Here is a 25,610-nt window from a genome sequence, read left to right as displayed (position 1 = left end):
GTCACCAACCGGATGCATCAGAAAAACCATAACTGTGCTTTCCGGCAGCTTTTACCTGATACATCGCCTTGTCTGCGCCATCAATCAGCTCATCAAACGACTTAAACTGACTGGTCAGTGCGATTCCAATGCTGACGCCAACCTGAACAGGCGCGGCACCATCAATACAAACCGGGCTCGAAACTTCCTTAAGAATTTGTCGCGCTACCCGATCGATGGCTTCCTGCGTGTTATTGCCAACTTCCACCATCACGACAAACTCATCACCACCAAAACGGCCAACCAAATCGGTATTGGAGCGGACGCAAGACTGGAGGCGCTCAGCGATGAGTTGCAGCAGATAATCGCCCGCCGCATGCCCGAGGGAGTCGTTAACTGACTTGAACCCATCAAGATCAAGCAGCATAACCGCCATGTCCCGGATCTTGCGCCCCTGCCCGACTCTCTGTTCAAAGAACTGCTGGCAACCCCGACGGTTTTTAAGACCGGTGAGCGGGTCCTCTTCAGCCAGTTTCTGGGCTTCGGTTGCTTCAACGACGCGCGAGGTGACATCGTAGAGAACCGCTTCAATCAATTCCTCGTTGGTTTCCTCGTCTCGCGTGCCCGACACAAGGCAGTGCACCCACGACGAGCAAGCAGCCGCGGAATTCAGCTCAAGATCTGCGCTGACGGTCTCACCCTGCTTTCTTGCCCTGGCCACCAGGCCCCAGGCGTCGTCCGGCTTTTTGAATGCGAGGTTAAAGAACTCTTCCTGAGCCACCCGCTGTTTTTGGGAGTCATCAAGCTTCACGATCCGGTCGAGCAAAACCGGATTTCCGTGCAGAAGAAACCCATTGCCATCCAGCACCATGATCCCAACGTGAGTGGAGGCAAAAATATTGCGATAGCGGCGATCCAGCTTCTCTATCTGGAGCCGCAGATTCCGCTCTGTCTCGATGGCCTCACGGGTGACCTTGAGAAACGAGTTAACGCGGTGAGCCAGCAAGCCGATCTCATCTTTCCGGTGGGAGTGCGCAACCTGAACCTGCAAATCCGACCCTGGCGTTGCACCGGCCAACTGTCTCGCCAGGTCACGCAGCGGGATGCCGACGAGCTTGCTCGCCGCCAGAATGGAAACCAGTAAAAACACCAAACACAGCACGACCAGCCAGATGATATTGTTCGTTACTGAATGGATAGCCCGGGCATTAATCAGCTCGTTATTCGGCCAAACATGGAGTGCGCCCACCTCCTGATTCCCACTGAGCGGAGAGCGCAACACATATTCCATTGGCGCTTCGCTGGGACTGACTGCCGCAGTCGGAGCGCCTGATTCGACCACAAAGCCTTCGGCGCCGGTAAGACGAACCTGCGATATCTCGTCATCCAGAAGCAGGCCATTGATGACATCTTCGGCAATTTGCTCGTTCTCAACAAAGGCTGCGATGGAGGCGGACAGAGTAACGGCCCCCACCAGGCGCGCTTGCTGCTGACTGGCCTCTGCCTGTTTATTGGTGAAACTGATGTAGCTGAGAATGGGCGCCAACGCCAACACGAACAGCAAGGCGCAGAGAATCAGAATTGTGACCAGCTTGAACTGGATGCTGCGGGTAACGCCCATTGATGAGTTCTACACTTCTTTTAATTCTGATTCACACCAACCAGGACGGCCTGGCATCTTAGACTTTCGGCTTACTTTCTCAGCGCATCCTATCTCCTTTGGCTACATATAAATGTTACATTTTGTGTACACACATCTGATCCCAAAAGAAAAACTTACCCATGAGAGGTCGCTGCGGCCATACAGCCTGAGATAAGGGCTTTGCCCAGAAAACACCCGGGCAGCCAGTCAGTCGTTCAAACCTGTTGAACGTCCCGTTCTGAAGAATCCGCTATCCAGCCCTCCCTTTCCCTCCTATCCTGCGGGCAACTTCAAACCGAGGGAGGTTTTTATATGTCCGATGTAATGCAGTCCGTGAGCTTCGGAAATCTGAGCGTCGACAACCGGTTCGCGCTGGCACCGATGACCAGAACGAGCGCAGATGCGGATGGCACCCCCAACCAGCTGATGGCGGACCACTACGAAGCCTATGCCAAGGGCGGTTTTGGGTTACTCATTTCTGAAGGCGTTTACACAGACGAGTTTGCCAGCCAGGGTTACAGCAACCAGCCGGGCATAATCAATCAGCACCAGGTTGAGGGCTGGCGACGCATTACGGAACGGGTGCACGCCGCAGGCAGCAAAATGTTCATCCAGCTGATGCACGCCGGCGCCCAATTCCAGGCCAACCGGTTTACCGATCAGCCCATCTCGCCCAGCGCAGTGCAGCCAAAGGGCGCACCACTTGGCTTTTATGGTGACCAAAGTGAATGGAAAACGCCCAGAGCAATGACCGGCGATGACATCGGTACCGTCATCCAGGGGTTCGTTCAGGCCGCACTGAATGCCAAGAGCGCTGGATTCGACGGCATTGAATTGCACGGCGCGAATGGCTACCTGCTCAATGAATTCCTGAGCACGCATTTCAACCAGCGCAGCGACGAGTATGGCGGCACACTGGAAAACCGCCTGCGCCTCGTCACTGACGTGGTGCGCGCTGTTCGCACCGCCGTAGGCCCGGATTATCCGGTCGGTATTCGCCTGTCACAGATTACCGTGACCGATCCGGACTACCAGTTGCCCGAAGGCGAAGCAGGCTTCAGACAGATCGTTACCGCGGTCCGTGACGCCGGAGCAGACTTTGTCCACACAACGGACAATCACGTAGAGCGCGATCACTTTCTGGAAGGAAACCTGTCACTGGCGGATGTTGCGGCTGAGATCGACGGCGTTTCGCTCATCCTGAACGGTGGTATTGACGAAAACAGCTATCAGGATCTGGCAAACCGGTATCCGGGCGCCCTGCTCGCGGTTGGCAAAAAAGCCCTCGCGAACCCCGATTTCGTGCAGAGACTCAAAGACGGCAAAGCCGTGGCCGAACTCGATTTCGCGATGCTCCAACCCAAAGCGACAATCAAGAACGAACTGGCCTGGCGAGAGCAAAACGCTGCCTGAGCAGCGAACCTTGAATCCAAACCAAGCGCGGACCCGGTTTTTGACCGGGTCCGCTGCTGTGGGCCACACGAAAAATCGAATCACCAGAGCTGCATCAAGGCTTTCTCGTCGTTATTGCGTTGCCGGAGGCTCAGCAGAGGGCTAAATTGAAGGGCCACAGGAAGTGAAACAGACGAGACAAATGAAACCGCTCTTGCTGATCGTTGCTTACCTTGTCGCTGTCACACTGCCACTGGCTGTGTCCGCGTGGGTCGGAGGGCCGCCGCGGGCGTTTCACCAGGAACTGGCATCGGGCCTTGGCATTCTCGCCTTCTCCATGATCCTTATCGAGTTCGTCCTGTCTGGCCGTTCCAAGACCATCTCGAGAGGCATCGGAATGGATGTGACCATGAGATTTCACCAGCTCATGGCACGCACAGCTCTGGTCTTTGCTCTGCTGCATCCGTTTCTCTACCTGGGAACGCCGTCCGGTGGCCAACGCCCGTGGGACCCCACGAGGGCGCTGACGATCACGACCGACTTCTCCGCGCTATCGACAGGGATAGCCGCTTACCTCCTGCTTCCAAGCCTTGTTCTGCTGGCCATCGGGCGCACTCAACTCGGGTACAAATACGAGACATGGCGACTTTTGCACGGCATTGGCGCGCTCCTGATCGCACTGCTTTTGCTGCACCACACAGTATATGCAGGCCGTTACGGATCTGAACCTGTCATGACCTGGGTGTGGCTGGCCTTAACAGGTTTGGCTGCCGGATCTCTGCTGAAGGTTTATCTGGTAGTCCCACTTCTGCAAAAGGCGCGCCCATGGCGTGTCAGTTCGGTGGTCCAGCTGACACCCAGGCAATGGGAGGTGACCGTGACGCCAGATGGGCATCAAGGCCTCGCGTTCAAGGCGGGTCAATTTGTCTGGCTTAATGTGGGCCACAATACGTTCTCTATGAAAGAAAATCCGTTCTCGATCTGTTCCGCACCTGCAGCCGGTCCGGAAATATCGTTCATGGTTAAGGAGCGTGGCGACTTCACTTGCAGCATTGGCCAGATCGAAGCCGGCACCACTGCCTACCTGGACGGCCCTTACGGAAATCTGTCTGTCGACAATCGCCCGGAACCGGGAATTGCCCTCATCGCAGGTGGTGTCGGCCTTGCGCCGCTGCTGAGCATACTCAGGCAACTGCGTCTGAGCGGTGATTCGCGCAAGGTGAAGGTGTTCTATGGGAATCGGGCGGTCGAGCAAATTGCCTATCGCGAGGAACTGGGCTCGGAGGACGTGGTCTATGTGCTGTCAGAACCGCCCGAAGCCTGGCAGGGAGAAGCCGGCTTCATTGATGGCGCGCTTATGGATCGCATCTTTTCAGAGCAAGAATTCGGGGAGTGGGTGTTTGTCATGTGCGGGCCGGCGGCGATGATGGATGCCGTTGAGGACCACCTGATCGAACGCGGAACGCCCTCTCATCGCATCCTGTCGGAGCGGTTTGACTATGACTAAAGCTCAAAAACGCAAAAGCCGGGGGCGGACTCCCTGGATCATCTGGGTGCTGAACCTCACATTGTGTCTGATGCTTCTTGTGTTTGCCCTGCGCTGATGACTGCATGTGTCCGACAGGCTTAACTTCTTGGTCTCAGGCACGGCGAACGGCCACTCCAATAAAGCTTGCTGCATTTTGCTACATTTGCTGCATTTTGCTACATTTGCTGCTTTTTACTACAATCGAACAGTAATCGCCAAACCTGAGGTACCAACCATGCCCTCACCCATCCGGCTCGACGCCAAACTATTGAAAGAAGCCGCCGCCATTGGCAAGGCAGCCCGGCGCTCGACACCCCAGCAAATTCAATACTGGGCCGAAATCGGCCAGATCGTCGCTGACTCGCTGTCCCAGGAGGATCTTGTGGCACTCAGCCAGGGATTACTGGAGCTCAAGCCTGAGCGCGTCCGTGTGCAGCCACCCTCCTCTGACCAGGTGCTCGCTGACGTGGCACAGCTGGGGCAATCCGGCGAGCTGACCCGGCGACTGACCGCATCCGGCACCATCTATCAGGCCTCGCTCAGCCATCCAGGCTATCTGGAGCAGATACAGCCCAGCGGAACCGTACGAGTTGGTTACTTCGAAAATGGAGCCTTCGTTGAAAAGGACGACGCCGCCTGAACTGTGGGTACTGGTTGGCGGGAATGGATCCGGCAAATCGACGTTCTACCGTCAGTTCCTGGCCAAACACGGCTTGCCTCTGGTGAATGCCGATCAGATCGCGGCCCGTTTTTTTCCAGACAATCCGGAGGCGAACAGTTATGAAGCCGCGCTATTGGCGGCGCGCGAGCGAGATCGCATTCTCACCTGCGGCCAATCGTTCTGCTACGAGACGGTCTTCTCCCACCCGTCAAAGGTCGACTTCATCGCCAAGGCAAAAGCCCATGGCTACGTCATCAAGGTGTTCGCGTTTCATGTCGAACATGCCGATCTTAATCTTGCGCGAATCAGTCAACGCATCCGCGAAGGCGGCCATTCCGTTCCCGAAGACAAAGTCCGCAGCCGGATTCCGAGGACCCTGAAGCACATCCAGGCCGCAACTCCACTGTGCGATGAGGTGTATTTATTCGATAACTCCAGCGCCGAACACCCCTACCAACTGGTTGCCGCGTATCGCACCCATCGCTGGGATCAAATCACACCAACGCTGCCAGCCTGGGCCAGCACCCTGGTGGAGACCTGAAGTCCTGCCGATACCAACGGATCGCTACGCAAGCAACAAAACCAGCGCCTACCACATCGGGCGGGGTTTTTTCTTTTGCTGGTGCAAATCCTCACCACTTACCCGATCCCAGAACCGCCCTCCGATCATCTGCTCCGCGTCGTAGGTGCTGACCAGGTACTCGCCCAGGCCACCCTGCAGCGATTCGTTCTTCATCTCAAACGTCCAGAGCGAGAGTTTCCCGCGCCGGTCTTCAGCGAGAACGCTTTTGATAAAACCATGCGGCACCGGGATATAAATGCCGTAGTCATCATCCGCCGAGCCGATGGTTTCGATGGGGATACCAAAATAGAACACCGGCGCGGTCAGCACGTAGGTTTCGAGAATGTCATCGCGGTTATTCAGATCCCGAATGGCAAATTCAAGTCGCCGCCAAATATGCCGGTTAAATCCTGGCTGTTGGGGAGACATATTGGATAACAGGAAGGTTTCGCTGTTCTGAATCTCCTGAATATCCTGATTCGCACTGGCCACCAGGTGCCCGCGATCATAGCCGCTACCTTTATAGGCACTCAGCCCTGCCCGGAACCGGGTCGGCACCCGGGTATCCGCCCTGAAGTTGTCGAATCGTTCCGTCTCGGTCAGCAGATACTCGTTTCTATTGATGATTTCCAGCGTCCACTTGGCTTGGCGAAAATAATAGGAGTAACCAATGGTGAAGTGCCGGCCGGTTAGTATCTCGTCGCACACCGGCGCGCCGTAACGCAATTCTGGTTGCATTTGGAAAGGATCATTCATAACCCAGCCCTCCTTTGAAAAGGAGTGTCTCAAAACGCCAGACTAAGCTTTAACTTTAGCGGATTTCGAAGAGCACCAAGCCGCCGCCTGCGTGCGTGGAGCGCAAGAGCGCTGACGCAACTACCGTTCAAAGCGCCTGATGCAACAGATCCAGCTGGGAATCCCCGACCAGCGTCCGTTCCTGTTCGAACAGCAGCCATGTCCGAACCCGTTGCTCGATCATCACTTTGTTACGGCAGGACCAGACATAACGCCCTCTGGCATCGGTAGCGCATTCCATCTGGGCGCCATGCTTTCGGGCTGTCGCCATATGTCGCTTGAAGGTTCGGTCCGGCATGTTGCCGAAGCGCTTTCTTAACTGTTCGGAGGTCAGGCTTTTGTTATCCAGAACGGTAACAACAAGCTCAAGCGTGGTTTTGAAATCGCGATACATAGGGCTCTGCGGGCGGGAGGTGCCAGGTTTTGGCGCGCCATTATAGCGGGGCCAGTTCGTGGCACAAGCTTACACCCATGCCACTTTGTGGCACCCACGAAAACTGGCGCCAAATTCTGGCACGACCACTACCCCACGCCAGTAACTGGCCCACCACCAAAGCCGAGAAACAGAAAAATGGCCGGAAAGGCCTGAAATCCCATGTGGAACGTAAGGTTTTTGCTATGCTTTCCGGTTAATTGGAGTCGTCAAAAATCACCTCAAGGAAGACCAAGGCGTGAAAGACACACAACCCCAGGCGCACGATTATTCAATTCTTGACCGGCCCGGCCAACTTCCCGAACCCGAAGAACCTCAGGAAATGGTTGTGTACTACTGGGGGAGGATATTCTTTGCGCTCACAATCCTTGCAATATTGGCAAGCGTCATCGCCTGGGGAGTGCTGCGCTTTACAGCGACGGATGAAACGACAGTAACGGAAGCACAAAGCCCGGAGGTAAAGACTGAGGCGTTAAAACCCTCGGAACAACCCGACGGCCCCGTTTTTATCGACGAACTGGAACCCACAGCGGCCGGAGAAGCTCCCTCCTCAACAACAATTTCCAGCCCGGAAACCTTCGCCCCGGCGACTGCAGCGATGGACATTGAACTACCAGATACCGCACCGCCGAAAGAATCGGCTGCTCCAGCCTCCCACGACGCCGGATCAGTGAACGCAGCGCCCACCAACGCGCAAGCCGTGGAACCGGAGCCCGAAAACGAACCGACCTCACCCATTCAGATCTTTTCCGACAACCTCACCCGCGCCCAACTCAGTTCGGGACTCGAAGAGAAAGAGCCCATCGACCAACTTACAGCAACCATCGACATGGAGGCAGACGGACTGATTCGCGTCTTTCTGTTCACCGAAGTGCGGCAAATGATAAACAAAAAGCACTTTCACGACTGGTACCTGCAGGATGAGCGCGTGGCAAGGGTTGAGATCACACCCTTTGTTGACCCGATGCGCGCATCCTCGGCCAAATTTATCGACCGTCACATGCTGGGAGATTGGCGGGTTGAAATCGTGACCGAAGAAGGTGAGCGCCTGGCTGTTGGCCAATTCACGGTTCAGTAAGCGTGCCGTTTGCGTCACTGCCCCTCTGTATCGGAAGTGATGACGCTCGTTGCAACACGGGGGCAGTCAGAACGGGTGACCCAGCGCCAGGTAGAACCCGGAATTGCCGCTTTTGCCCTGCGCGTACTCAGCCCGCAGCACCAACCCCGCGTCTTTCTTGATCAGGAAAATAGCGCCTCCCCCTGCCATGGGATAGAGGCTCTCACTGTCGCCACAGTCGCCCGGATTTTCGTACAGACATCCCACTCCGGCAAAAGCACTGGCGCCCCAGCGCGGCCCAAGAGGAATCCGCGCGTCGGTTTGAACGCTGGTAAAATGGGGTGCTAACGACTGCCCGCGCACATAGCCGCGAAGGTTGACTGATGAATAGCCGCCCACCGGTGCGTTATGGGTGGCGCGACCGGACAGCTGAGTCGCCACCACCGTGTTCTCCAGGCTCAGTGTGCGGTAATCGTTATACTGGATGTTATAGACATCAAAGGACTCGTCACCGCCAAACGTCTGCCGGTAGGCGATATTGCTGACCCGAAACAGAGTGCCGCTGGCCGGATTGCGTGGATGGTCGCGAGCATCGTACTCAGCGATCAGGCCCAGACCGTTGGAGTCAAAGCCGGTGAGCCCGATTTTCTCAAGGATGCCCTCCAACAGCTGATCGGCCCCGATCGAGTAGTTCGAGGAAAGCGCCTGAACCCCAAGGTACCAGTGGCTACCAGCACTGCGCATGTAACGCACCGCCAGGGCATTGAGGTTGTCGGTGGTCTGGGCGGGCTGGCCGGATCCGAGAAAGTCATCATAGTCATTACGTATCAACCCCTGGACGTACCCGACGGTCAGGCGCTGGCGATTGCTATCAAAGAACATCTGGCCAAACAGGGCGCCCGTCCAGGAGTCGGTGTTGCTGTACTTGCCGCTCAACAGGAGCATGGACGGGGTAGACTGCTCATCCAGCCGGGTAACGTAACCACCGAGGGCACCCAGCGTGGTACCCACCTTGGGATCGCTGCTTACTGTCGGGACCAGCAGCCAGGGTGATTCCTCCTCCTGAGCCTGCTCTTTGCTCGCCGCACCCGGGGTTTGCGCGGCGACCGTCGCGGGGATGGCGAGAAGGACGAAACAGAGAGCGGAACCGGTGATTAATGCACGCGACGGCTGAGAGGAAGTCAGGCCTTTCATGCTCATAGACTGGTCTTTTATATGATGGAGGGGCCAATTCAGCTTAGCATGCGCGCATCAGACATCTTGGATACCGGCTCCTAAAAGAAGTCGAATTCCAGATCCTGATACACGCGCCCTGCATTCTTGGCCGCCAGCTCTTCAAACGTATCCAGGTACGACCACTGGGACTGATCAAGATTGTAGGCGTCATCCAGCCCACCGCCCTGCTCGAGAATCCGACTCACCGAATCCCGGAGAAACACCAGATAGCCGCGGGTCTCTTTTTCGACGACATCGATCGTGGTTGGCTCGCCGTGCCCCGGAATGACGATCGCCGGAGCGAGTTGCCGGGTCATTTTGTCGAACGACTCGATCCACGCACCGACGTCGGTATCCTCAAACACCGCCAGCAAACGTTGATGAAACCCCAGATCGCCGGTAATCAGCAGCTGTTCTTCGGGTACCCAAAGGGCGATGTCGCCGGGGGCGTGACCTGCGCCAAAATAGAGAAGCTGAACGGTAAGATCGCCGATATCCAGCTCATAACGGTCGGTAAAGCTGATGTCAGGCACAGCTACGTATGTGCCTTCCGCCTTATCTTTGCTTCGAACCTTCATCCTGGCCAGCTTGGCCTCGCCGTGGGCAGAGAACTCCTCAACCGCGTGATCCTGCGCAATGATCGGCACACCCTGGTCGCGCCAGTAGCTATTTCCCAGCATGGAATGCCCCTGGGCGTTTTCGTTGGCCACGTACGTCACCGGTTGGTCGGTAATGCGCTTGATCGCGTTATGGAAGGATTCTGCAAGTTTGTAGTTATCACCGCCGTTGAAGACGACCACGCCCTCCGAACCGACAACAACACTGAGGTTGTTATTATGGCCGTGGTTCTCGTAGGTTCCGGGCGCGGTCGCGCCGATAGCGGAATACACCCGGTCGGTGACCTTGACGAGCTCCAGCTGCTCAGGAATCGGCTGGGCCAACGCGGCCGCTGCAGTCAGCGCCAGGCCAGCAAGTGTGGCAAAACGTTTCAGCAACATGCTTTATTCCTCCGCTGTTTCGCCACGAAATACCGCTTCGGCAAGCGCTGAGTCATCCGGCAATCCATCGATTCGCTGGACCACACCGTTTTGGTCGCGATAGAACACGGTCGGCGTAACGGAGGCGCCGAGTTCTTCCATTAACCGATGGTTCGCCAGGATGCGTTCGCGAATGTCCCCCGGTATGTTGTCGTCCGACACCAGCCACGAATCCGGGTACTCGGTTTCATGAAAATCCAGCTGGCTGACCGGATCACTGGCACTGATCACGCCCGCCGACTTGGCCAGACTGGAGGGCTGGATAATGCCAACCATGATGTGCCGAAGCTGAATCCCGCGGCTCAAATAGTCCCGAGCCTTCTGGCGCAGAACCAGGCAGTATCCGCAGTTGGGATCGGTGAAGGCATAGACAATTCGGTTTGCTTCCGGGGGTCCCTCGGCAACCCAGCTCGCCGCCTCCAGTTTTTTCCAGGCGTGACTCAGATCCGGGGCCGGCAGCCAGGTGCGCACGTGCTCTGCGCTCAGGTTTCGTCCAAATCCATCGAACATGTCGCCAATGATGACATGTTCTTTGTCCGGTAGCAGATACAAGGTCACCGGGCGGCCGTCTTTACGCCCCACAAACCCCTGCACCCCTGCGCCGGCATCAAAACTGGCTTCCGCTTTAAAGCCTTCGGCAATGAACACCTGAAGCGCGTCCGGGTATTGCCCGAAAGCGAGTGAAGGCCACAGAGAGGCATTCAGGATTACGATTAAAAGCCACTTTGGTGTCATGTTTTCACGCACTCGAGCCAGCGGTAGGTCAGAACGGTGCCATTTCCAGGTCCATTTCCACCGCGGCCACACCGGCCTGAGCGCAGCTCTCATCGATCTGCCCGGACGGCGCCCCACTGACACCCACACCGCCAATGGTTTCGCCACTGGCCTGCACCGGCATGCCCCCTGCCGACAGCAACACCTTGTCGAGCTTGCCGACCGAGAACGGACCGGTGAACCGATCTTCCAGTGCCGAGGTGGCACTGGTGAACGTCATTGCCGTATAGGCTTTCCGAAAGCTGACATCCAGTGCCAGGTCCATGGCCAGCACATCTCGCAGGACAACCTGGGGGTGGCCGCCACGGTCCACCACGGTTACGGCAACCTGAACGCCTTGCTCCCGGCAGTGATCAATCGCGGTTTTGGCGATGGCCAGGGCTACATCCATCGACATTCGCCGTATTTCAACCAGCAAAGGCTGGTCGGACTCCTGAGCTATGGCACCAGGCGACAGTGCCACGGAAGCAGTGAGCAGGATCACTTTCAGTGCTTTGTTCTTCATGCCGACCTCCATTCTGTCCAGCAGTCTACGGGCGAACCAGCACGTAGCCTTTTTTAACCTGATCGAGGATGTGGGCAACGCCCACCTGAACGCGCACGCTATCCGGGTGCAGATCCGGCGCGCGCCCGGTACTGCGCTCGATGGTTTCAACCGTATTCATGCACACACTGAACCGCACCCCCTGCGCCATCAGGCTGCTGATCAGTTCGGTACGGCTATTGCCATTTACCAGCAACGCCACACCCGGGCCAAAAGTGGTGATTTCAATGTCGATGCTGTCGGGCCCGTAGTGCTGCAACAGGTTGGCCGCCACGCTGAGCACCATGTTCTGTTTCTCGGGCTGATCATCACTGAGCTGAAGCAGGAGGAACTGTTCCGCAAACGGCTTATCCTCGTTCAGGGGCTCCCCCTGCACACCGGTACCCAGGCCAGCCATCAGGATGGCCAATCCGAGGACCAGTCCCGTCACCCCTTTGTTAACCGGCATAGTCTTCAAGCCCGGGATTGCCCGCGACGTTCTTGAGCTTTGGGGTGTTGAACTTGTCGATCTTCACGGTTTTTTCAGACCTCAGGTAATCGGCCACCACATCCCAGATGGGTTTACCCGGTGCCCGGGAGTTCACCGTTGCCCACCCCGCGACCTTGTACATTTTGTCTGCCTCGATGGCAGCGCCGTTATCCAGGCGCATATCAGTGATCCGACCATTCATGCTGGCTGTGGGGTCACAGGTGTAATCCATGCCACCAACGCGAACCATGTCACCACCCTGCTGGTAGTAGGGGTCCTTGTTAAACAGGTTGTCCGCCACATCCTCCATGATGAGTTTCAGATCGGCGCCGGACATCTCCCGAACGTAGGTTTCCGGATAGGTGATCGCCGTTGCGTTCATGACATCGTCCATGGTGATGGCTTCACCCGGCAAAATACTGGTGCCCCAGCGGAAGCCGGGCGACAAAGCAATCTGGGCATCCAGCACCTTGCGCTGCGCATCGCAAATAAGCTGATCCAGCGTGCCGTTGAAATTGCCTCGCCGGTACAGGAGTTCGTCGGTTACCGCCAGTTCTTCGGCGAGTTTGCCAGCATAGGGTGCCCGGATCGTCTGAATGAACTCGGCCATGCCGGCATCCGCCGGTATCAGGTCCGAGAACACCGGCAACAGCTTGTATTGGTAATCGCGCAGCCCGCTGTCACCAATATCCAGATCCAGAACCGCAACATACTTGCCGTTGGTACCGGCGTTGCTGACCAGTGTTTTCCCACCCGGGTTGGTCACAACGGTTGGCTGCGGAACCGCATCGTGAGTATGCCCGCCGAGGATGGCGTCGATGCCGGTTACCCGGCTGGCCATTTTGAGATCGACATCCATGCCATTGTGCGACAGCACCACCACCGCGTGAACCTGCTCGGTTGCACGGATCTCATCAACCAGCTGCTGCATTTCCGATTCGCGAATACCAAAACGCCAATCCGGAATAAAATAGGATGGATTCGCGATCGGGGTGTACGGGAAAGCCTGCCCGATGACGGCGATGCGTTTGCCTCCGAGTTCACGCACCGTGTACGGCTTGAACACGCGACCGCTGAATTCATCAAACGCCTCGGCACCCATAAACATGGCTTCTTCGGACAGGAAAATATTCTGTGCCAGGAACTCCCCCTTGAAGCCGCCGATGTTCTTCCGGATCTGAGCCTCCGGGTAAGTGAATTCCCAGTGCCCGGTCATAATGTCGATGCCCAGCAAGTTGCTGGCTTCAACCATATCCTCCCCCTGAGTCCAGAAAGCGGTTCCCGAGCCCTGCCACAGATCACCGCCATCCAGTAACAGGGAATTGCCGCTGCCCGCCTGATCCCGGAGTTGGTCGATTAACGTCTTCAGGTGAGCAAATCCCCCCATGCGGCCAAACTCCTGCGCCGCTTCCGTGTAATTCAGGTAGGTATAGGCGTGGGCACGTGGGGAACCGGCGGCAACGCCAAAGTGATCCAGAAAATGCTGCCCCACCACATGCGGCACCTTGCCCTGGCTGGGGCCAACGCCCAGATTGACGTTGGGCTCTCTGAAGTGAACCGGATGAAGCTGGGCGTGGATATCCGTCAGGTGCAGCAGGCGGACATTTCCGAAGGCTGGCGCGTCGTAAAGCTTCTCACCACTCTTCGCCAGTGCCAGGCGCGGCGCCAGTCCTGCCAGCGCGGCGGCCTGCATGGCAAACAGGAAATCTCTGCGGGAAATCGACACGGGTATCTCCTATCCGTTGTCACCGGAGGGGTTAGGCCTCCTGTTGCGGAGGCCGCTGGTGAGGGGTTAGTTGCCGATGGCAACCGCGGGCCAGTTTTCTTCCTGCTGTTTGCGCTGTGCCAATGACTGTTCCGCATACGCCAGGGCTTTTTTGGCCATCTCCAGCGCCTTGTCGTAGTCACCGCTTTCGGCGGCTTCATTGGCCGCAGACAGCTGATTGGCGGTGGTGGTCCACTGGAAGGTTCCGGCCTGGTTGTGGGTGTTCTCAGCCTGCTGGTAGATTTCGCTGAAGTCCTCTTTTGCCCCCGCCTGCGACACTGCAGGCAGCGACAAGACGAACGACGCTGCAAGGATCAATAACGGCTTGTTCACGACAATTCTCCCTTATCCTGTTCGGTTAAGGCCGCGTGGCCGGGCCGACGACCGGAAGGCCGTTGTTCAAGTAGGTCATGAAGTACTCCAGATTCCGGTACTCCTCACTCTGGGCTTCCTGAGGCACCGCCCGGACATTTCGGTTACAGCCAACGAACCGCCGGTGCAGCGTGCCCATTTCACCCCACTTGGCCCGATGAACCGGGAAATTCGCGACCTGCCCGAGCATTGGCGAGAGCAAATCCGCGCGAATCCAGTTGCCCGGGTTCTGGACGTGGCAGCTGGCGCAGGAAAAGTTCAGCTGCCCCCGGCGGGTGTAGTAAAACTCCTTGCCCGCTTTGTAGGCCTCGAGCGCGTCGTCGTTCGGTACCTCGATATTGAAGGGCTTGCCTGCGGAGGTGGATGCCATATAGGCGGAAATGGACGCAATCGGGCCCTTTTTCCAGCCTAACGGCTTTTCACCGTTGGCTTCCCGGCACCGGTTGATCGCCAGCTCCAGCGTCACGACCTCGTTCGTTTCAGTGTCGAAATACGGGTAATTCTGACGCACGCCGATGCCTCCGTTCTCAAAACAGCTGGCGTAGGTCTTGCCATTGGCAAAGGGCTTTTCAAACATCTCCTGACCTTCCGCCACGGCAAATTCGAACGGCGGAAAATCGCTCATCGCCTCCCACTGCTTGCGCCGATCGTCATCCAGCGCGTATTGCCCGTTGACGAATTCATCCAGCGGAATGTCCGGGAATTTCTGCTGGAAATACTCCACCGTTTCCTTGCGGTCTGCCTCCGGGGTAGCGCCGGCCAGCGCCTGCGGCACGGCCAGCGTCGCCCCTACTACGACCAGAATGGCCTTTGCTATACGCATGTCCTATCCTCCTGTGCGCCGGGGCTGCTGCCCCGCCTCGCCCAACCTTTAGCCAATGGTTGCCTTGGTTGAGTCGCTCTCACCCTTGCTGTCGACCCAGCTGATGGTAATTTCGTCGCCTTTTTTTGCGCCTTTGAACCGGCACTCAAGGAACGGATCTTTCGATACCGCCGGCCCCCAGTGCGCCACAAACACTTCCTTGCCCTGATGGGTAATGGTCAGAAGTTTGATGAAATAGGCCGGAATCACATTGCCCGAGGAATCCTTGGCAAAGCCGGAATCCATCGGGTGCCGGACCAGGGCTTTAAGGGAGGTAACGCCACCGCTTTCAACGGCTCGAACTCTGATACTGGATGCCATGTTTCTTCTCCTGTCCGGTCAAAATCAGCCGCCGCAGCCGCCAACGGTAACTTTCACGTTCTGGGTTGCCTTGTAAGCCTTGCCGTCCGAAATCACGACCGCCACGACATCGGTGGTTTCAGCCATTTTCAGGCGGTTGGACACGAACGGAACTGTGCCTTCGGGAATGTCGAACGCGGCCGCCAGGGCATTGGGGTTCTTGGCAACCAGCAGCGCGATAGCGGTGACATTCGGCAGCGTGGTTTCGACGCTCACCGGCACCACGGCACCATTCTGGGCGATGGTCGGCAGATCCATGGAGATCTGGTCAGATTCGGCCGCTTCCATGCCATACAATTCGGAGATGGTTGCGTCGACCCCCGGGGTTTTGAAGGCTGTTTCCGGCCAGTTAGCCACTTCCGCCGCTGCCTGCGCCCGCAGTGGAATCAAACCGGAGCCCACAGTCAGGCCAACAACGCTGGCCCCCAACACACCTTTAAGGAATCCTCTACGCCTTTGGTCAATCACGGTTATTCCTCCTTGGCCTTTTACAGCGTGTACAGGTAATCAACGATTCGATTGATCTGCTCTTCGTTCAGAATCATGTTCCGTCCGAATGGCGGCATCACCGTCACCGGATTGAACTGGGTTTCATCCCAGATCCTTTTGAACAGAATGTCCCGATCGGGGTAACGGCTCTTCATGTCGGCGAGTTCCGGCCCTACCGTGCCGGTCAGTTGGCCGTCGTCTATCTTGTGGCACGCCAGGCAGTTGCCGTCCTTCCGGCTGAAGGCCAGCTCCTTGCCCCGATCGATATCCGCCTGCGTGGGTTCGGCGTACACCGGCGGCATTGCCGTCAGTGCAAGTGCGGTCAAGCACACTGAAACCAGTCCCTTTCGCATCTCACAATCCTCCCAGGCTGTGTTCAAGCACCAAAACGTGGGTTTTGATGCGGTTTATTATTCGATTAGCCCTTCATCCAGCGGGCCGGTGGTACTGGGGGTCAGGTTCTTCCCTTGCGAGGAATCGGCAACGCTTACCTCCTCATCCTTGCAGTCGCTCATACAACGCTCGTTCTGAATATCCGGCCGCGGGTCCTCCCAGACGAAATTCCCGCTATTGGGCATTTCAACCTTGGGCAGGGTGTCCTTATTGGCAACAAAGTCACCATCGACGATGTAGTTGAGGTTCAGCACGTAGGCGGTCACTGCATACACCTGGTCATCGGTGAGCGATTGCGGTGCAAAGAAGGGCATGGCCCGGTGAATGTAATCCCACAGGGTCGATGCGTAAGGCCAGTAGCTGCCGATGGTCTTCTCCGGGCGGTCTTCAGCGAGCGTACCCTCGCCTCCGCTCAGCTTCGGATAACGCCCCATGCCCTCGCCGAAAGCGCCGTGACAGGATGCGCAGTAGGTTTCATAAACCGCCATTCCCTCATCGACACTGCCGCTGCCCTCTGGCAGACCGGCACCGTCGGGGCGGATGTCGATATCCCATGCCGCGATCTGCTCTTCGGTGGGTGTTTCGCCCACTCCGTAATAGCCGGCAGATTCAGCGAAGGCGCGCTGGCTGAACGGCATCAAAACCGCTGCCGAGCAGATCAGCGCCAGAGTTGGGCCGCATTTACGAAAGCTGAACATTGATCACACTCCCGTCTGCGTTGACTTTCCAGGTCTGAATGGCGTTCTTGTGGTAGATCGAGTTGCTGCCCCGGGCCTTACGCAGCTGGTGAAGCGTTGGCTGGACATAGCCGGTCTCATCAATGACCCGTGACTGCAGCAATGCCGGATTGCCATCCCAGGCCCACTCCAGAGCGAAGCGGGTCAGTGATTTGGACAGCACGGGTTCACGAAGCGGGGCCTGCTGCCAGTTCATGCCACCGTCCACCGACACATCCACCGCTTTGACCTTGCCGTTGCCGCTCCAGGCCAGTCCCTCGATCTGATAGACACCTTTCTGCCCGAGCGGCATTTCCGGGCATGGCGAGGTAATAACCGACTTGGCCTCCATCACCCAGGTGAAGCCACGGGCGGAGCCATCCGCCATCAGATCGGTGTACTTGGAGGTTTCCTCCCGTTGCATCCAGGGCTTGTCGCCCACTTCGAGCCGGCGCAGCCATTTGACGTGGGTGTTGCCCTCCCAGCCGGGAACCACAAGACGAATGGGATACCCTTGTTCCCGGCGAAGCGCCTCGCCGTTCTGGGCGTAAGCAACGATCACATCGTCCAGCGCCTTAGCCATGGGAATGCTTCGGGTCATGGCCGCGCCATCTGCGCCCTCGGCCAATACCCATTTGCCTTCCGGCTTCATGCCCACTTCCTGCAGCAGCGTGGATAACCGAACACCGGTCCATTCGGCGCAACTGACCATGCCATGCAGAAACTGAAGCGAATTCAGCTGTGCCCCGCGCCACTCCATACCGCCATTGGCCGGACACTCGATGAAGTTGATCTGGGACACGCTGGGCAAGCGCTGCAGGTCTGCCATGGAGAGAATGATGGGGCGCTCCACCAGGCCGTGAATCATAAGCCGATGCTGTTGCGGATCGACCTCCGGGCGCCCCGCATGATGGCGCTCGAAGAACAGGCCGTTCGGAGTAATGATGCCCTTGAGGTGCTGCAGCGGTGTAAAGCTGATGGAGGAAACCTTGTCGGCGGTCAGCCAGGGCACATTCCGGCGAATCACCTCGCTTTCAAACGGCGAGGGCATGCCGTATGGGTCGGCAACGACGCCGGGCCCGAGAGACAGGGTCCAGGACGGGTTTTCCGGTGGGTATTTGGATTTTGCGAGGGCGCCGGGTGCGAGGCCTGCCAGGGCACCGCCAACCATCGCACCACCGGCAGTGAAGAGGCCACTCCGTAGAAACTGTCGGCGCTCCGACGATGGTAACTTCTGGGATTCTTCTAGTGCCGTTTTAGACACGTCGAGACTGAGCCGGCGAAGCTTGCCGAACATGCGCTGTCCTCCTTCGATGCCTTGGGCAGTCGGCCGGCAAACAGTTCAGGACTGTATGGCGGTCTTGTTGTAAAAGTTATAAGGATATAACTCAGGTATAGACACTTTTCACCGGACTGCAAGCTTTTGGTGAAGCCGCGTTCATTTTTTATGCCCCCCGCCGGTTTTCCCGGACTACGCTTTAGGGCATAGCCAAACCGCGTGTGAGGGAGGCGATATGAAACACGCAAGGAGAGGAGTTCACGGGTTAATTGCCGGCTTGGTTGGCGGGCTGCCGGGTATCGCTCAGATCGCGCACGGGCAAAGCGATACCACCTACCCTGAGCTCACTATTCCCTTTCAAGCAGAGGCTGTCACAGACACTGGGGTTTTCTATTTTCAGGGCATGTCCGGGGTGCCCGATAACCAGAATCAGGGTTTTACAGCCAACGCCGGCTTTGTGATTACCGAAGACAGTGTGGTGGTATTCGACGCCCTGGGTACGCCAAGTCTTGGGGCAGCCATGATCGAAAAGATTCGCGATACGTCCCCATTGCCAATTTCGCACGTGGTGGTCAGCCATTACCACGCGGACCACGTTTACGGACTTCAGGCGTTCAAGGAGTTGACGGAGGCAAAGGTGGTGGCGCACCAGCATGCCCGTCATTACCTGGACAGCCCCGACGCAAACCAGCGTTTAAGTCAGCGTCAGGAGGCTCTGGCACCCTGGGTTAATGACAGCACACGGATCATTGGCCCCGATATGACGTTCGAGAGTCACCAGACGTTCGAATCCGGAAGTTACCAGTTCAGCCTTGTACATGCAGGGCCGGCCCATGCGTCCGATGATACTCTGATGATGGTCCAGCCGGCCGGAGTGCTGTTTTCCGGCGACATCATCCAGAATGGCCGCATACCCTATCTGGCCAGCTCGGAGGTGGATTCCGCCAACTGGCTGAACGCCATTGAACGGGTTCGAGAGCTGGCTCCCACCTACCTTGTGCCGGGGCACGGTCCGGCGTCCTCCAATGCTATGGAGGCGCTGCAGTTCACCCACGATTACCTGTCCTTTGTTCGCGAGGAAATGGGCAATGCGGTCGACAACTGGATCCCGTTCGAAGACGCCTATGAGCAGACGGACTGGTCACGCTACGAGACCATGCCGGCGTTTGATGCGTCCAATAAAGCCAATGCCTACCGGGTGTTTCTGGAGATGGAGAAAGCCGCCCTCGGTGGCGGCTGATCAGTCCCGGCCAAAGTGGTACTCGATGGAGGTCATGATGGCCTTGTCAGTCAAGTCATCATCCAGGCTGAAAAGCGCCCGGCCATCCAGCTTGGCCGCCCAGTGCTGGTTGAATCGCCATTTGATGCCGGCACCGCCATTCACGGTGGTCGCCGCGGAAATATCGCCCTTCGCTTCCTGGGTCTCGCCAATTCCGGCAACCACGTAAGGCCGGAACCTCTCGGCGATATTGAAATACCAGGCCCCTTCAAGAAAGTAATTTTCCAACCGATACCGGGGCCGGCCGTCGTTGGCCGTGACGTCAGCGCGGGTGTAAAACAACGCCATCGAGACCTGTTCCGTGAACTGAAGGCCCAGAGACACCCCCGGAAACTGACGATCGTCCAGCCCCCGCTTCGAGGCAAAGTCGTATTGGCCGTAGGTTGCACCAAAATAAATGATGCGACGGGTTACCGGGTCGGCGCACTGCGCTGCGGTTGCTGCGACGAGCAACACGCTGAATACAATGAGTCGCCACCGTTCAGAACTGATAAACAAGGTTCACGCTCCAGACGTAGTCTTTTGAGCCGCCGGTTCCGGGTTCGACCGGTCTTGCAGACAGGGAGGCTACTCCGGATTTCACCACCTCGCGCCCCATCACCCGGTTGATTCCGACCGCGATGGCGTCAACCGGGTCGAGAAAAAACAGGGAAATGTCGCCCCAGGTGTGCGACCCCATGACCGTACCCCCTCGCTGACGAATCTCGCGTTCTTTGTGGTAGGCCCACTCGCCCCAGAGCCAGCCGCCGACCGGCGTTGTCACCAGATCCTGAATGGAGGGAACTTCAGCGAAGGCTTCCAGACCGTATTCCCAGTAAAACGTCGACATCAGTAAGGAGTACACGAACGCATCCCACTGCCGATAGCCGGATTTCCGGGCAACCTGGTAGTAAACAGCGCCAAAATAAGGGTGGCCAATGTAATTGACGTACCAGACATCACGGTCCCAGACAGGACCGGATGACACGTTCTTCCACCATTCACTGGCCAGCGCGCCGTCGTCGCGATTACGCGGCAGCGAGGCAACGATCGCGCCGGCCCCTACCCCCAAACCGAATAGGAGCTTGGTTTGAGACCAGAGTCGCTCCCTGTCCTCACCGCGCTGCGGATCGAACAACGAAATCTGGAACGTTTTTTCATGCAAGGAGGATGGAGGCATCTGCGCTGGCAGCCGACTGACTCCATCGTCTAACCGATTGGACTGATCGCCATGCTCAAAAGCCCACACCGCTGAAGGTATCGGATACGTCAGTGAAGCGAGCAGAAAAACCCGTGCTATCCGAAACATGGCGCTGGCTCCGCACTCACTCTTTTGCGTCATGACAGCTATCTTTCAAATCGGCGACGGAATAATTCCGGCAACGGGAATGCATGAGAGTCTCCAGCGAACAAACGGCCTGATCTTTTATCACCTAGCATCCGTGCCTCGGTACATCAAGGTAAACGGCCTATTACAATGCGGTCAGATACCGTGCCCTGGCTCTGCGCGCTGACTAAACTTACCGAAAGCCAATTCGAGGCCTTTTGCGTGCAATGAAATGGCATCACCTTATTCTGACGTTTTTTGCCCTGGCAATCTGGGCCGGCGCCAGCCAGGCCAGTAATGTCGTCGCTGCGCTGGACGACCTGTTGCCACCTGTGCAAACAGACACCGAACAATTCCTGCCTGCCGAAGAAGAGGAAACCGAAGAGGCTGCCGAAGGCGGCAGCGAATCCGGCAAAAAGGAATCAGAGGAGGAACCAGAGAAGGACGAAGAGGAAGAAGAGCCGGAACCCGATCCCGAGCCGGTAAAACCGGAAATCGAAGCGCCCGACGAACCGCTGGTGAGCTCACTGCCAGCCCCTGAAACCGCCGATATTCAGCAGCAAATCCAGAAGCTGCGCGAAGCGCTTGATAACCGCCAGCACGTTCTGGAGCTGAGCGAGCAGCGCCTGGCCTTCGCGGAGTCGTTGCTTGCGCGGCTTGAAAACGAGTACGAAAGTTTCGAGCTTCGGCTGGAAAAGGCCGGCCTAAACCTCACCGATGATTACGCCAATCTGTTGCGCCAGCGGCTCGATCGCCTGAAGAGCCAGACCATTGCCTCCGGTCTCACGCAGGGGATCAGTGCACAGCTGTCCGCGGCCAGGGAGGAACAGCTGAGGCTGGAAGAGTTCGAAGCGGTGATTGAACCTGAAGACGATGCGGTCGGCCGGATGGAGGTGGCACGCTCCAAGCTCCTGCGCCAGCTGCACGCCACCGTGACCAAGCACATCGAAGTACTGAATGAGTACTACAGCATCGTCAGGAAGCTGCTGACACGACTCGACGCCTATCAGGAGCTGCTTCAACAGCGCCTGTTCTGGCTGCCCAGCACAGAACCGGTCGAACTCGCTCATCTGCAAGACCTTTTCCGGGGTGCGAGCTGGTTTGTCTCCGAGATCAAGTTTAAATCCATCAAGCGTGCGGCCGAGCGCTCGCTTGAGGACCGCTGGCCTCTGATTGCTCTGTTCCTGATCGTCCTCGGCTGGCTTTGGTTTCGCCGCCGCCGGATCCGAAAAGCGCTCACCGCCACTGGAGAGAACGTCGGCAACGTCCGAAAAGATCGCTGGCAATTCACCTTCTGGGCACTGTTTTTCAGTTTGTTGCTCGCGCTGCCGGGCGTGGTGATTCTGGGGTTGGCCCACCTGCTTCTGGAAAGTGGCAACAGTTTCCTCAGTGCCATGTCTCGAGGGTTCTTCAATGCTGCCTTCTCCACCTTCCTCCTGAGGGGCGTTTATACCGTTGCCTACCCCCGGGGGCTGGGTGAGCGGCACTTCCAGTGGAACCCTAACACCTTGCAGGCACTCAGAAAGCACATCCCGATGTTGCTGGCGGTTCTGGTTCCGATTCTGATTGTCATGCCGACCATGAATACCTCGAAGGGATCGCCGTACAGCGACAGTTTCGGGCGGTTTTTATTCGCCATTGCCTCCATTGCGCTGGCCTTTTTCGCGCACAAATTCATGTCTGCGGTGCGAACGGATCAATCCGGCAGCCGCACACTTCTTTTGCTGCACATTGCGGCAGTCGGCGCGCCTCTGGTCCTGACCGCCGTATCGCTCTGGGGTTACCACTACACCGCCGTGCGGTTTGAGGGGCTGCTGTTCATCAGCATCTGCTGGGTGGCGCTGATCATTCTGCTGCACTATCTGGGCTTGCGCGGGCTGGCTGTTCGGGAACGGCGTATGGCGCTGAAACAGGAGCTCGAACAGCGGGAGGCCGAGCGCAAACACGCAGAAAATCGCGAGGCGGCTGAATTGTCCGGGCACGGCCTTCCTCCAACACTTGATCAGCCACAGCGAAACATTCACGACATCAGCCAGCAAAGTGAGGCGCTGCTCAAAATTGTGTCGCTGATATTCGCAGTTGTCGGGCTGTGGATGCTCTGGGAGAACATCTTTCCGGCACTCAAGATTTTCGATGAGATAACGCTCTGGACCATCTCCACCGGTTCCGAGGGCGAGGATCCGATCCCGATCAATCTCTGGGACCTGATGATGGCGCTGGCCATTGGTGTGGGAACCTTCCTTGCGGCACGCAACCTTCCCGGCACGCTTGAGGTAACCCTGTTAAGCCGGATGAATCTGGAGCCAGGTGTCGGTTACGCTATCACGACCCTTGCCACCTACCTCATTGTGTTCATTGGTATTGCAGCCTTCCTCGCGGGGTTGGGTTTCCAGTGGTCCAAGATTCAGTGGCTGGTCGCGGCGCTGGGTGTGGGGCTGGGTTTCGGGCTTCAGGAAATCGTCGCGAATTTCGTTTCGGGCATTATTCTGCTGTTCGAGCGTCCGATTCGGGTTGGCGATACCGTCAGTATTGGCGGCATCACCGGAACGGTTTCCCGTATACGGATTCGGGCCACCACGCTTGTGGACTGGGACCGCAAGGAGCAGATCATTCCTAACAAAACCTTTGTTACTCAGGATCTTACCAACTGGACCCTGTCGGACCCGATCACTCGCCAGATTGTTCGCGTTGGCGTCGCCTACGGGTCAGATGTCGACAAGGTGCAGGATATCCTCATGGAAGCGGCCACCCAGAATGAACGAGTCGTTGACGATCCGGCACCTGCGGTATTCTGCGTGCAGCTGGGTGAAAGCAGTATTGATTTCGAAATCCGCGTGTTCGTGCGTGAGGTGCCGGATCTGATGCCGCTTTCCCATGAACTTCACGCGGCGGTTACCAAAGCGCTGCACGACAACGGCATCGAAATCCCCTTCCCGCAACGGGACATTCATATCCGCTCCGAACTGGTGAAGCCGCCGGTGTCGAAATAAAGCAATACTGGCCATCGTGACATCAGCGCCTTGCCCGGGCGAACTGGCGGGATTGGCAATCCGCTGACATACTCAGGTTGCGAACCAAACCTGTGGCGTGAAGTGTGGACCACCTAACTGCACGGCCTCGCAGCGGTTTTTGAAGTCCCGTCGCCGAGGTGCTAGCCGGTACTCGCCAATGATTTCCCTTAAAATGCCGAGTGGTTTTTATCGGCAGGAACTGCAGCGCAGCATTCACACGGCCACCTCTTACCAGCAGTGGCACGAGGCAGCGCAGGCCCTCGACAAGCTGTCCGGCGCGGAAAAATGGCGCCATCAGGATGAATCTCAGTTCTACGACTACTGCGATATCCGCTCCCGCTACGAACAGCTCCGCGAACTCCTGGATGAAAACAACCATGAGGAGTTGCTGTATGTGCTCAACGAAGGTATCCACGGCAACATGAGTGGCATGGGGCGGCCCATTCTCTATAACTATGCGCTCACCGGAACCAAACAGGTCATTGACGATTACGTCAGCGCTATCACCAGGGCATTGAGGGTGGTTGCGAACGCGCCCGCGACACAGATTCCAATCCAGCAGAAAGTCGATTTTTTCCGCAGGGCCAGCCACTGTTATGGACGGTCGGCACTGATGATGAGCGGCGGTGCCGGGCTGATCTATTTTCACCATGGCGTTGTGCAGACATTAATTGAACACGGGCTTCTGCCCCACGTCATTTCAGGAGCCAGTGCGGGCGCGTGGGTGTCTGCCCTGCTAGCCAAGCACACCGATGACGAGCTGAGGGACGGTTTTTTCGAGCGATACCGCTACGAGATGCCGGTGCTGCTCAATCCACTCAGGGTATTGGCGGGCATGGAGCCTGGCGTAACGCCATTGACCGTGAAGCAGAGTGCGATGGACGGCATTGATATCGACATGACCTTCCAGGAGGCCTACGAACACACCGGCCGATACATCAACATTTCCATTGCACCGGCGGAAAAGCACCAGAATTCCCGGCTGATGAACGCAATCACCTCGCCCAACGTGTACATCCGCTCCGCCATTGATGCGTCCGGCAGCATTCCCGGTGTCGTGCCTCCGGTAACGCTTTACGCCAAAGGCGCAAACGGCCGCCCCAAGCCCTACCTGCCAACCCGTAAATGGGTGGACGGCTCGTTTGCCGAGGACCTGCCGGCGAAACGTTTATCCCGCCTGTTCGGGGTGAATCATTACATCGTCAGCATGATCAACCCGATTGCTGTACCGTTCGTTCAGGATCCGAAGATCCGGTCCGCCGCCGGTATTCGCACCATTGCCGGCGGGCTGATGATAGACAGCGCCGCCGATGTGCTGGCGCAACTTGAGAAGTACCTGACTCGCTTTGGCGCGTCTTTTATCAGCCCGGCAATTTTGCTCGCCCACGGGGTGCTGACACAGAATTACACCGGCGACGTGAACATTATTCTGAACAAGCGGGATTTTCTGTGGCGAAACGTGTTGTTCAGCTACCACCGCGATAAGGAAATCGAGAACCTGGTTCTGGCGGGTAAGCGGAACACCTGGCCCAAGCTGGCCATGATTCGCAATGCAGCCCTGATTGGCCGTGAGCTGGACGATATACTGGAGATGCTGGATGAGCGGGAATTTGGTGGCAAGCAAAACGGAAGGTCGCGCCGACATCTGACGCTTCCTTCCGTCTCTTTCTGATCTTGGACCCTGTTCAGA

At 57.4% G+C, this 25,610-nt stretch carries 26 protein-coding genes; 8 read left to right on the top strand and 18 right to left on the bottom strand.

Going from position 1 to position 25,610, the window contains the following annotated elements; genetic code table 11:
• Window position 1 precedes the first annotated feature (1 nt).
• The gene (locus LPB19_RS11930) at window positions 2-1,600 is read right to left on the bottom strand and encodes a diguanylate cyclase domain-containing protein (RefSeq protein ID WP_206643124.1); all 1,599 of its coding nucleotides are present in this window, start codon (window positions 1,598-1,600) and stop codon (window positions 2-4) included.
• Window positions 1,601-1,933: 333 nt separating this feature from the next.
• Here LPB19_RS11930 and LPB19_RS11925 point away from each other — a divergent pair, with 333 nt between their 5' ends.
• The 4 genes from LPB19_RS11925 (at window position 1,934) to LPB19_RS11910 (ending at window position 5,743) form a co-directional block, all read left to right on the top strand.
• A complete protein-coding gene (locus tag LPB19_RS11925; protein WP_206643123.1) occupies window positions 1,934-3,034 on the top strand; it encodes an oxidoreductase in 1,101 nt (366 codons plus the stop codon).
• A 181-nt stretch (window positions 3,035-3,215) separates the two neighbouring features.
• Window positions 3,216-4,520, top strand: a complete 1,305-nt coding sequence (locus LPB19_RS11920; RefSeq protein ID WP_206643122.1) for a ferredoxin reductase family protein — start codon at window positions 3,216-3,218, stop codon at window positions 4,518-4,520.
• A 256-nt stretch (window positions 4,521-4,776) separates the two neighbouring features.
• Window positions 4,777-5,181, top strand: a complete 405-nt coding sequence (locus tag LPB19_RS11915; RefSeq protein ID WP_206643121.1) for a TA system antitoxin ParD family protein — start codon at window positions 4,777-4,779, stop codon at window positions 5,179-5,181.
• Window positions 5,159-5,743, top strand: coding sequence for an AAA family ATPase (locus LPB19_RS11910; RefSeq protein WP_228289102.1), 585 nt, complete (start codon window positions 5,159-5,161; stop codon window positions 5,741-5,743). Before LPB19_RS11915 ends, LPB19_RS11910 begins: the two co-directional genes overlap by 23 nt.
• A 48-nt stretch (window positions 5,744-5,791) precedes the next feature.
• Here the strand turns inward: LPB19_RS11910 and LPB19_RS11905 are convergent, their stop codons facing one another.
• Both LPB19_RS11905 and LPB19_RS11900 read right to left on the bottom strand, forming a co-directional pair.
• Window positions 5,792-6,520 carry a DNA/RNA non-specific endonuclease gene (locus LPB19_RS11905; RefSeq protein ID WP_206643119.1) on the bottom strand — a complete coding sequence of 243 codons (729 nt, stop codon included), beginning with the start codon at window positions 6,518-6,520 and terminating at the stop codon, window positions 5,792-5,794.
• 127 nt (window positions 6,521-6,647) lie between these two features.
• On the bottom strand, window positions 6,648-6,953 hold the full coding sequence (locus tag LPB19_RS11900; protein ID WP_206643118.1) for a hypothetical protein: 306 nt from the start codon (window positions 6,951-6,953) through the stop codon (window positions 6,648-6,650).
• 277 nt (window positions 6,954-7,230) lie between these two features.
• Here LPB19_RS11900 and LPB19_RS11895 point away from each other — a divergent pair, with 277 nt between their 5' ends.
• Entirely contained in the window at window positions 7,231-8,070 is an 840-nt protein-coding gene (locus LPB19_RS11895) for a DUF2914 domain-containing protein (RefSeq protein ID WP_206643117.1), read from the top strand.
• A gap of 66 nt (window positions 8,071-8,136) precedes the next feature.
• Here the strand turns inward: LPB19_RS11895 and LPB19_RS11890 are convergent, their stop codons facing one another.
• The 13 genes from LPB19_RS11890 to soxC form a co-directional block, all read right to left on the bottom strand.
• A complete protein-coding gene (locus LPB19_RS11890) occupies window positions 8,137-9,249 on the bottom strand; it encodes a BamA/TamA family outer membrane protein (RefSeq protein WP_206643116.1) in 1,113 nt (370 codons plus the stop codon).
• 74 nt (window positions 9,250-9,323) lie between these two features.
• Window positions 9,324-10,262, bottom strand: coding sequence for an MBL fold metallo-hydrolase (locus LPB19_RS11885; protein WP_206643115.1), 939 nt, complete (start codon window positions 10,260-10,262; stop codon window positions 9,324-9,326).
• Between the two features lie 3 nt (window positions 10,263-10,265).
• Complete coding sequence (dsbG, locus tag LPB19_RS11880) at window positions 10,266-11,036, bottom strand: thiol:disulfide interchange protein DsbG (RefSeq protein ID WP_206643114.1); 771 nt, start codon at window positions 11,034-11,036, stop codon at window positions 10,266-10,268.
• Window positions 11,037-11,064: 28 nt separating this feature from the next.
• The gene (locus LPB19_RS11875; RefSeq protein WP_206643113.1) at window positions 11,065-11,580 is read right to left on the bottom strand and encodes a GlcG/HbpS family heme-binding protein; all 516 of its coding nucleotides are present in this window, start codon (window positions 11,578-11,580) and stop codon (window positions 11,065-11,067) included.
• Window positions 11,581-11,605: 25 nt separating this feature from the next.
• Entirely contained in the window at window positions 11,606-12,067 is a 462-nt protein-coding gene (locus LPB19_RS11870; protein ID WP_206643112.1) for a DsrE family protein, read from the bottom strand.
• Window positions 12,057-13,814 (bottom strand): thiosulfohydrolase SoxB, encoded by a 1,758-nt coding sequence (gene soxB, locus LPB19_RS11865; protein ID WP_206643111.1) that lies wholly within the window; start codon window positions 13,812-13,814, stop codon window positions 12,057-12,059. Before soxB ends, LPB19_RS11870 begins: the two co-directional genes overlap by 11 nt.
• 66 nt (window positions 13,815-13,880) lie before the next feature.
• Window positions 13,881-14,186: a hypothetical protein gene (locus LPB19_RS11860; RefSeq protein ID WP_206643110.1), complete on the bottom strand. Its 306-nt coding sequence runs from the start codon at window positions 14,184-14,186 to the stop codon at window positions 13,881-13,883.
• 25 nt (window positions 14,187-14,211) lie between these two features.
• On the bottom strand, window positions 14,212-15,048 hold the full coding sequence (soxA, locus tag LPB19_RS11855; RefSeq protein WP_206643109.1) for a sulfur oxidation c-type cytochrome SoxA: 837 nt from the start codon (window positions 15,046-15,048) through the stop codon (window positions 14,212-14,214).
• A 48-nt stretch (window positions 15,049-15,096) separates the two neighbouring features.
• Window positions 15,097-15,408, bottom strand: coding sequence for a thiosulfate oxidation carrier complex protein SoxZ (gene soxZ / locus LPB19_RS11850; protein WP_206643108.1), 312 nt, complete (start codon window positions 15,406-15,408; stop codon window positions 15,097-15,099).
• A 24-nt stretch (window positions 15,409-15,432) separates the two neighbouring features.
• The gene (soxY, locus tag LPB19_RS11845) at window positions 15,433-15,915 is read right to left on the bottom strand and encodes a thiosulfate oxidation carrier protein SoxY (RefSeq protein ID WP_206643107.1); all 483 of its coding nucleotides are present in this window, start codon (window positions 15,913-15,915) and stop codon (window positions 15,433-15,435) included.
• 20 nt (window positions 15,916-15,935) lie between these two features.
• On the bottom strand, window positions 15,936-16,289 hold the full coding sequence (gene soxX / locus LPB19_RS11840; RefSeq protein WP_206643106.1) for a sulfur oxidation c-type cytochrome SoxX: 354 nt from the start codon (window positions 16,287-16,289) through the stop codon (window positions 15,936-15,938).
• 57 nt (window positions 16,290-16,346) lie between these two features.
• Complete coding sequence (locus LPB19_RS11835; protein WP_206643105.1) at window positions 16,347-17,027, bottom strand: c-type cytochrome; 681 nt, start codon at window positions 17,025-17,027, stop codon at window positions 16,347-16,349.
• Window positions 17,011-18,342, bottom strand: coding sequence for a sulfite dehydrogenase (gene soxC / locus LPB19_RS11830; protein WP_206643104.1), 1,332 nt, complete (start codon window positions 18,340-18,342; stop codon window positions 17,011-17,013). The genes LPB19_RS11835 and soxC overlap by 17 nt, the downstream gene beginning before the upstream one ends.
• Before the next feature lie 217 nt (window positions 18,343-18,559).
• Between soxC and LPB19_RS11825 the strand changes: the two genes are divergently transcribed.
• Window positions 18,560-19,564, top strand: coding sequence for an MBL fold metallo-hydrolase (locus tag LPB19_RS11825; protein ID WP_206643103.1), 1,005 nt, complete (start codon window positions 18,560-18,562; stop codon window positions 19,562-19,564).
• On the opposite strand, the gene LPB19_RS11820 is transcribed toward LPB19_RS11825, so the two are convergent.
• Both LPB19_RS11820 and LPB19_RS11815 read right to left on the bottom strand, forming a co-directional pair.
• Entirely contained in the window at window positions 19,565-20,101 is a 537-nt protein-coding gene (locus tag LPB19_RS11820) for an outer membrane beta-barrel protein (RefSeq protein ID WP_206643102.1), read from the bottom strand.
• A complete protein-coding gene (locus LPB19_RS11815; protein ID WP_228289101.1) occupies window positions 20,085-20,891 on the bottom strand; it encodes a DUF3943 domain-containing protein in 807 nt (268 codons plus the stop codon). Before LPB19_RS11815 ends, LPB19_RS11820 begins: the two co-directional genes overlap by 17 nt.
• Before the next feature lie 245 nt (window positions 20,892-21,136).
• Here LPB19_RS11815 and LPB19_RS11810 point away from each other — a divergent pair, with 245 nt between their 5' ends.
• Both LPB19_RS11810 and LPB19_RS11805 read left to right on the top strand, forming a co-directional pair.
• Window positions 21,137-23,899 (top strand): mechanosensitive ion channel domain-containing protein, encoded by a 2,763-nt coding sequence (locus LPB19_RS11810; RefSeq protein ID WP_206643101.1) that lies wholly within the window; start codon window positions 21,137-21,139, stop codon window positions 23,897-23,899.
• A gap of 178 nt (window positions 23,900-24,077) precedes the next feature.
• The gene (locus tag LPB19_RS11805; protein ID WP_206643100.1) at window positions 24,078-25,592 is read left to right on the top strand and encodes a DUF3336 domain-containing protein; all 1,515 of its coding nucleotides are present in this window, start codon (window positions 24,078-24,080) and stop codon (window positions 25,590-25,592) included.
• Window positions 25,593-25,610 lie beyond the last annotated feature (18 nt).

Source organism: Marinobacter salinisoli (assembly GCF_017301335.1).
GTDB classification, from domain to species: Bacteria; Pseudomonadota; Gammaproteobacteria; order Pseudomonadales; family Oleiphilaceae; genus Marinobacter; species Marinobacter salinisoli.
The sequence above is the reverse complement of the archived record's forward strand: the minus strand, read 5'-3'. Positions and strand labels throughout refer to the sequence as shown.

What these genes read in the sequence shown, in the direction of transcription:
- LPB19_RS11870 (WP_206643112.1), bottom strand. Translation starts at nt 12,067, where the DNA reads ATGCCGGTTAACAAAGGGGTGACGGGACTGGTCCTCGGATTGGCCATC.
- soxC (WP_206643104.1), bottom strand. Translation starts at nt 18,342, where the DNA reads ATGTTCGGCAAGCTTCGCCGGCTCAGTCTCGACGTGTCTAAAACGGCA.
- LPB19_RS11905 (WP_206643119.1), bottom strand. Translation starts at nt 6,520, where the DNA reads ATGAATGATCCTTTCCAAATGCAACCAGAATTGCGTTACGGCGCGCCG.
- LPB19_RS11810 (WP_206643101.1), top strand. Translation starts at nt 21,137, where the DNA reads ATGAAATGGCATCACCTTATTCTGACGTTTTTTGCCCTGGCAATCTGG.
- LPB19_RS11890 (WP_206643116.1), bottom strand. Translation starts at nt 9,249, where the DNA reads ATGAGCATGAAAGGCCTGACTTCCTCTCAGCCGTCGCGTGCATTAATC.
- LPB19_RS11805 (WP_206643100.1), top strand. Translation starts at nt 24,078, where the DNA reads ATGATTTCCCTTAAAATGCCGAGTGGTTTTTATCGGCAGGAACTGCAG.
- LPB19_RS11920 (WP_206643122.1), top strand. Translation starts at nt 3,216, where the DNA reads ATGAAACCGCTCTTGCTGATCGTTGCTTACCTTGTCGCTGTCACACTG.
- LPB19_RS11925 (WP_206643123.1), top strand. Translation starts at nt 1,934, where the DNA reads ATGTCCGATGTAATGCAGTCCGTGAGCTTCGGAAATCTGAGCGTCGAC.
- soxA (WP_206643109.1), bottom strand. Translation starts at nt 15,048, where the DNA reads ATGCGTATAGCAAAGGCCATTCTGGTCGTAGTAGGGGCGACGCTGGCC.
- LPB19_RS11875 (WP_206643113.1), bottom strand. Translation starts at nt 11,580, where the DNA reads ATGAAGAACAAAGCACTGAAAGTGATCCTGCTCACTGCTTCCGTGGCA.
- LPB19_RS11900 (WP_206643118.1), bottom strand. Translation starts at nt 6,953, where the DNA reads ATGTATCGCGATTTCAAAACCACGCTTGAGCTTGTTGTTACCGTTCTG.
- dsbG (WP_206643114.1), bottom strand. Translation starts at nt 11,036, where the DNA reads ATGACACCAAAGTGGCTTTTAATCGTAATCCTGAATGCCTCTCTGTGG.
- soxZ (WP_206643108.1), bottom strand. Translation starts at nt 15,408, where the DNA reads ATGGCATCCAGTATCAGAGTTCGAGCCGTTGAAAGCGGTGGCGTTACC.
- LPB19_RS11815 (WP_228289101.1), bottom strand. Translation starts at nt 20,891, where the DNA reads ATGTTTCGGATAGCACGGGTTTTTCTGCTCGCTTCACTGACGTATCCG.
- LPB19_RS11915 (WP_206643121.1), top strand. Translation starts at nt 4,777, where the DNA reads ATGCCCTCACCCATCCGGCTCGACGCCAAACTATTGAAAGAAGCCGCC.
- LPB19_RS11825 (WP_206643103.1), top strand. Translation starts at nt 18,560, where the DNA reads ATGAAACACGCAAGGAGAGGAGTTCACGGGTTAATTGCCGGCTTGGTT.
- LPB19_RS11835 (WP_206643105.1), bottom strand. Translation starts at nt 17,027, where the DNA reads ATGTTCAGCTTTCGTAAATGCGGCCCAACTCTGGCGCTGATCTGCTCG.
- LPB19_RS11930 (WP_206643124.1), bottom strand. Translation starts at nt 1,600, where the DNA reads ATGGGCGTTACCCGCAGCATCCAGTTCAAGCTGGTCACAATTCTGATT.
- soxX (WP_206643106.1), bottom strand. Translation starts at nt 16,289, where the DNA reads ATGCGAAAGGGACTGGTTTCAGTGTGCTTGACCGCACTTGCACTGACG.
- LPB19_RS11885 (WP_206643115.1), bottom strand. Translation starts at nt 10,262, where the DNA reads ATGTTGCTGAAACGTTTTGCCACACTTGCTGGCCTGGCGCTGACTGCA.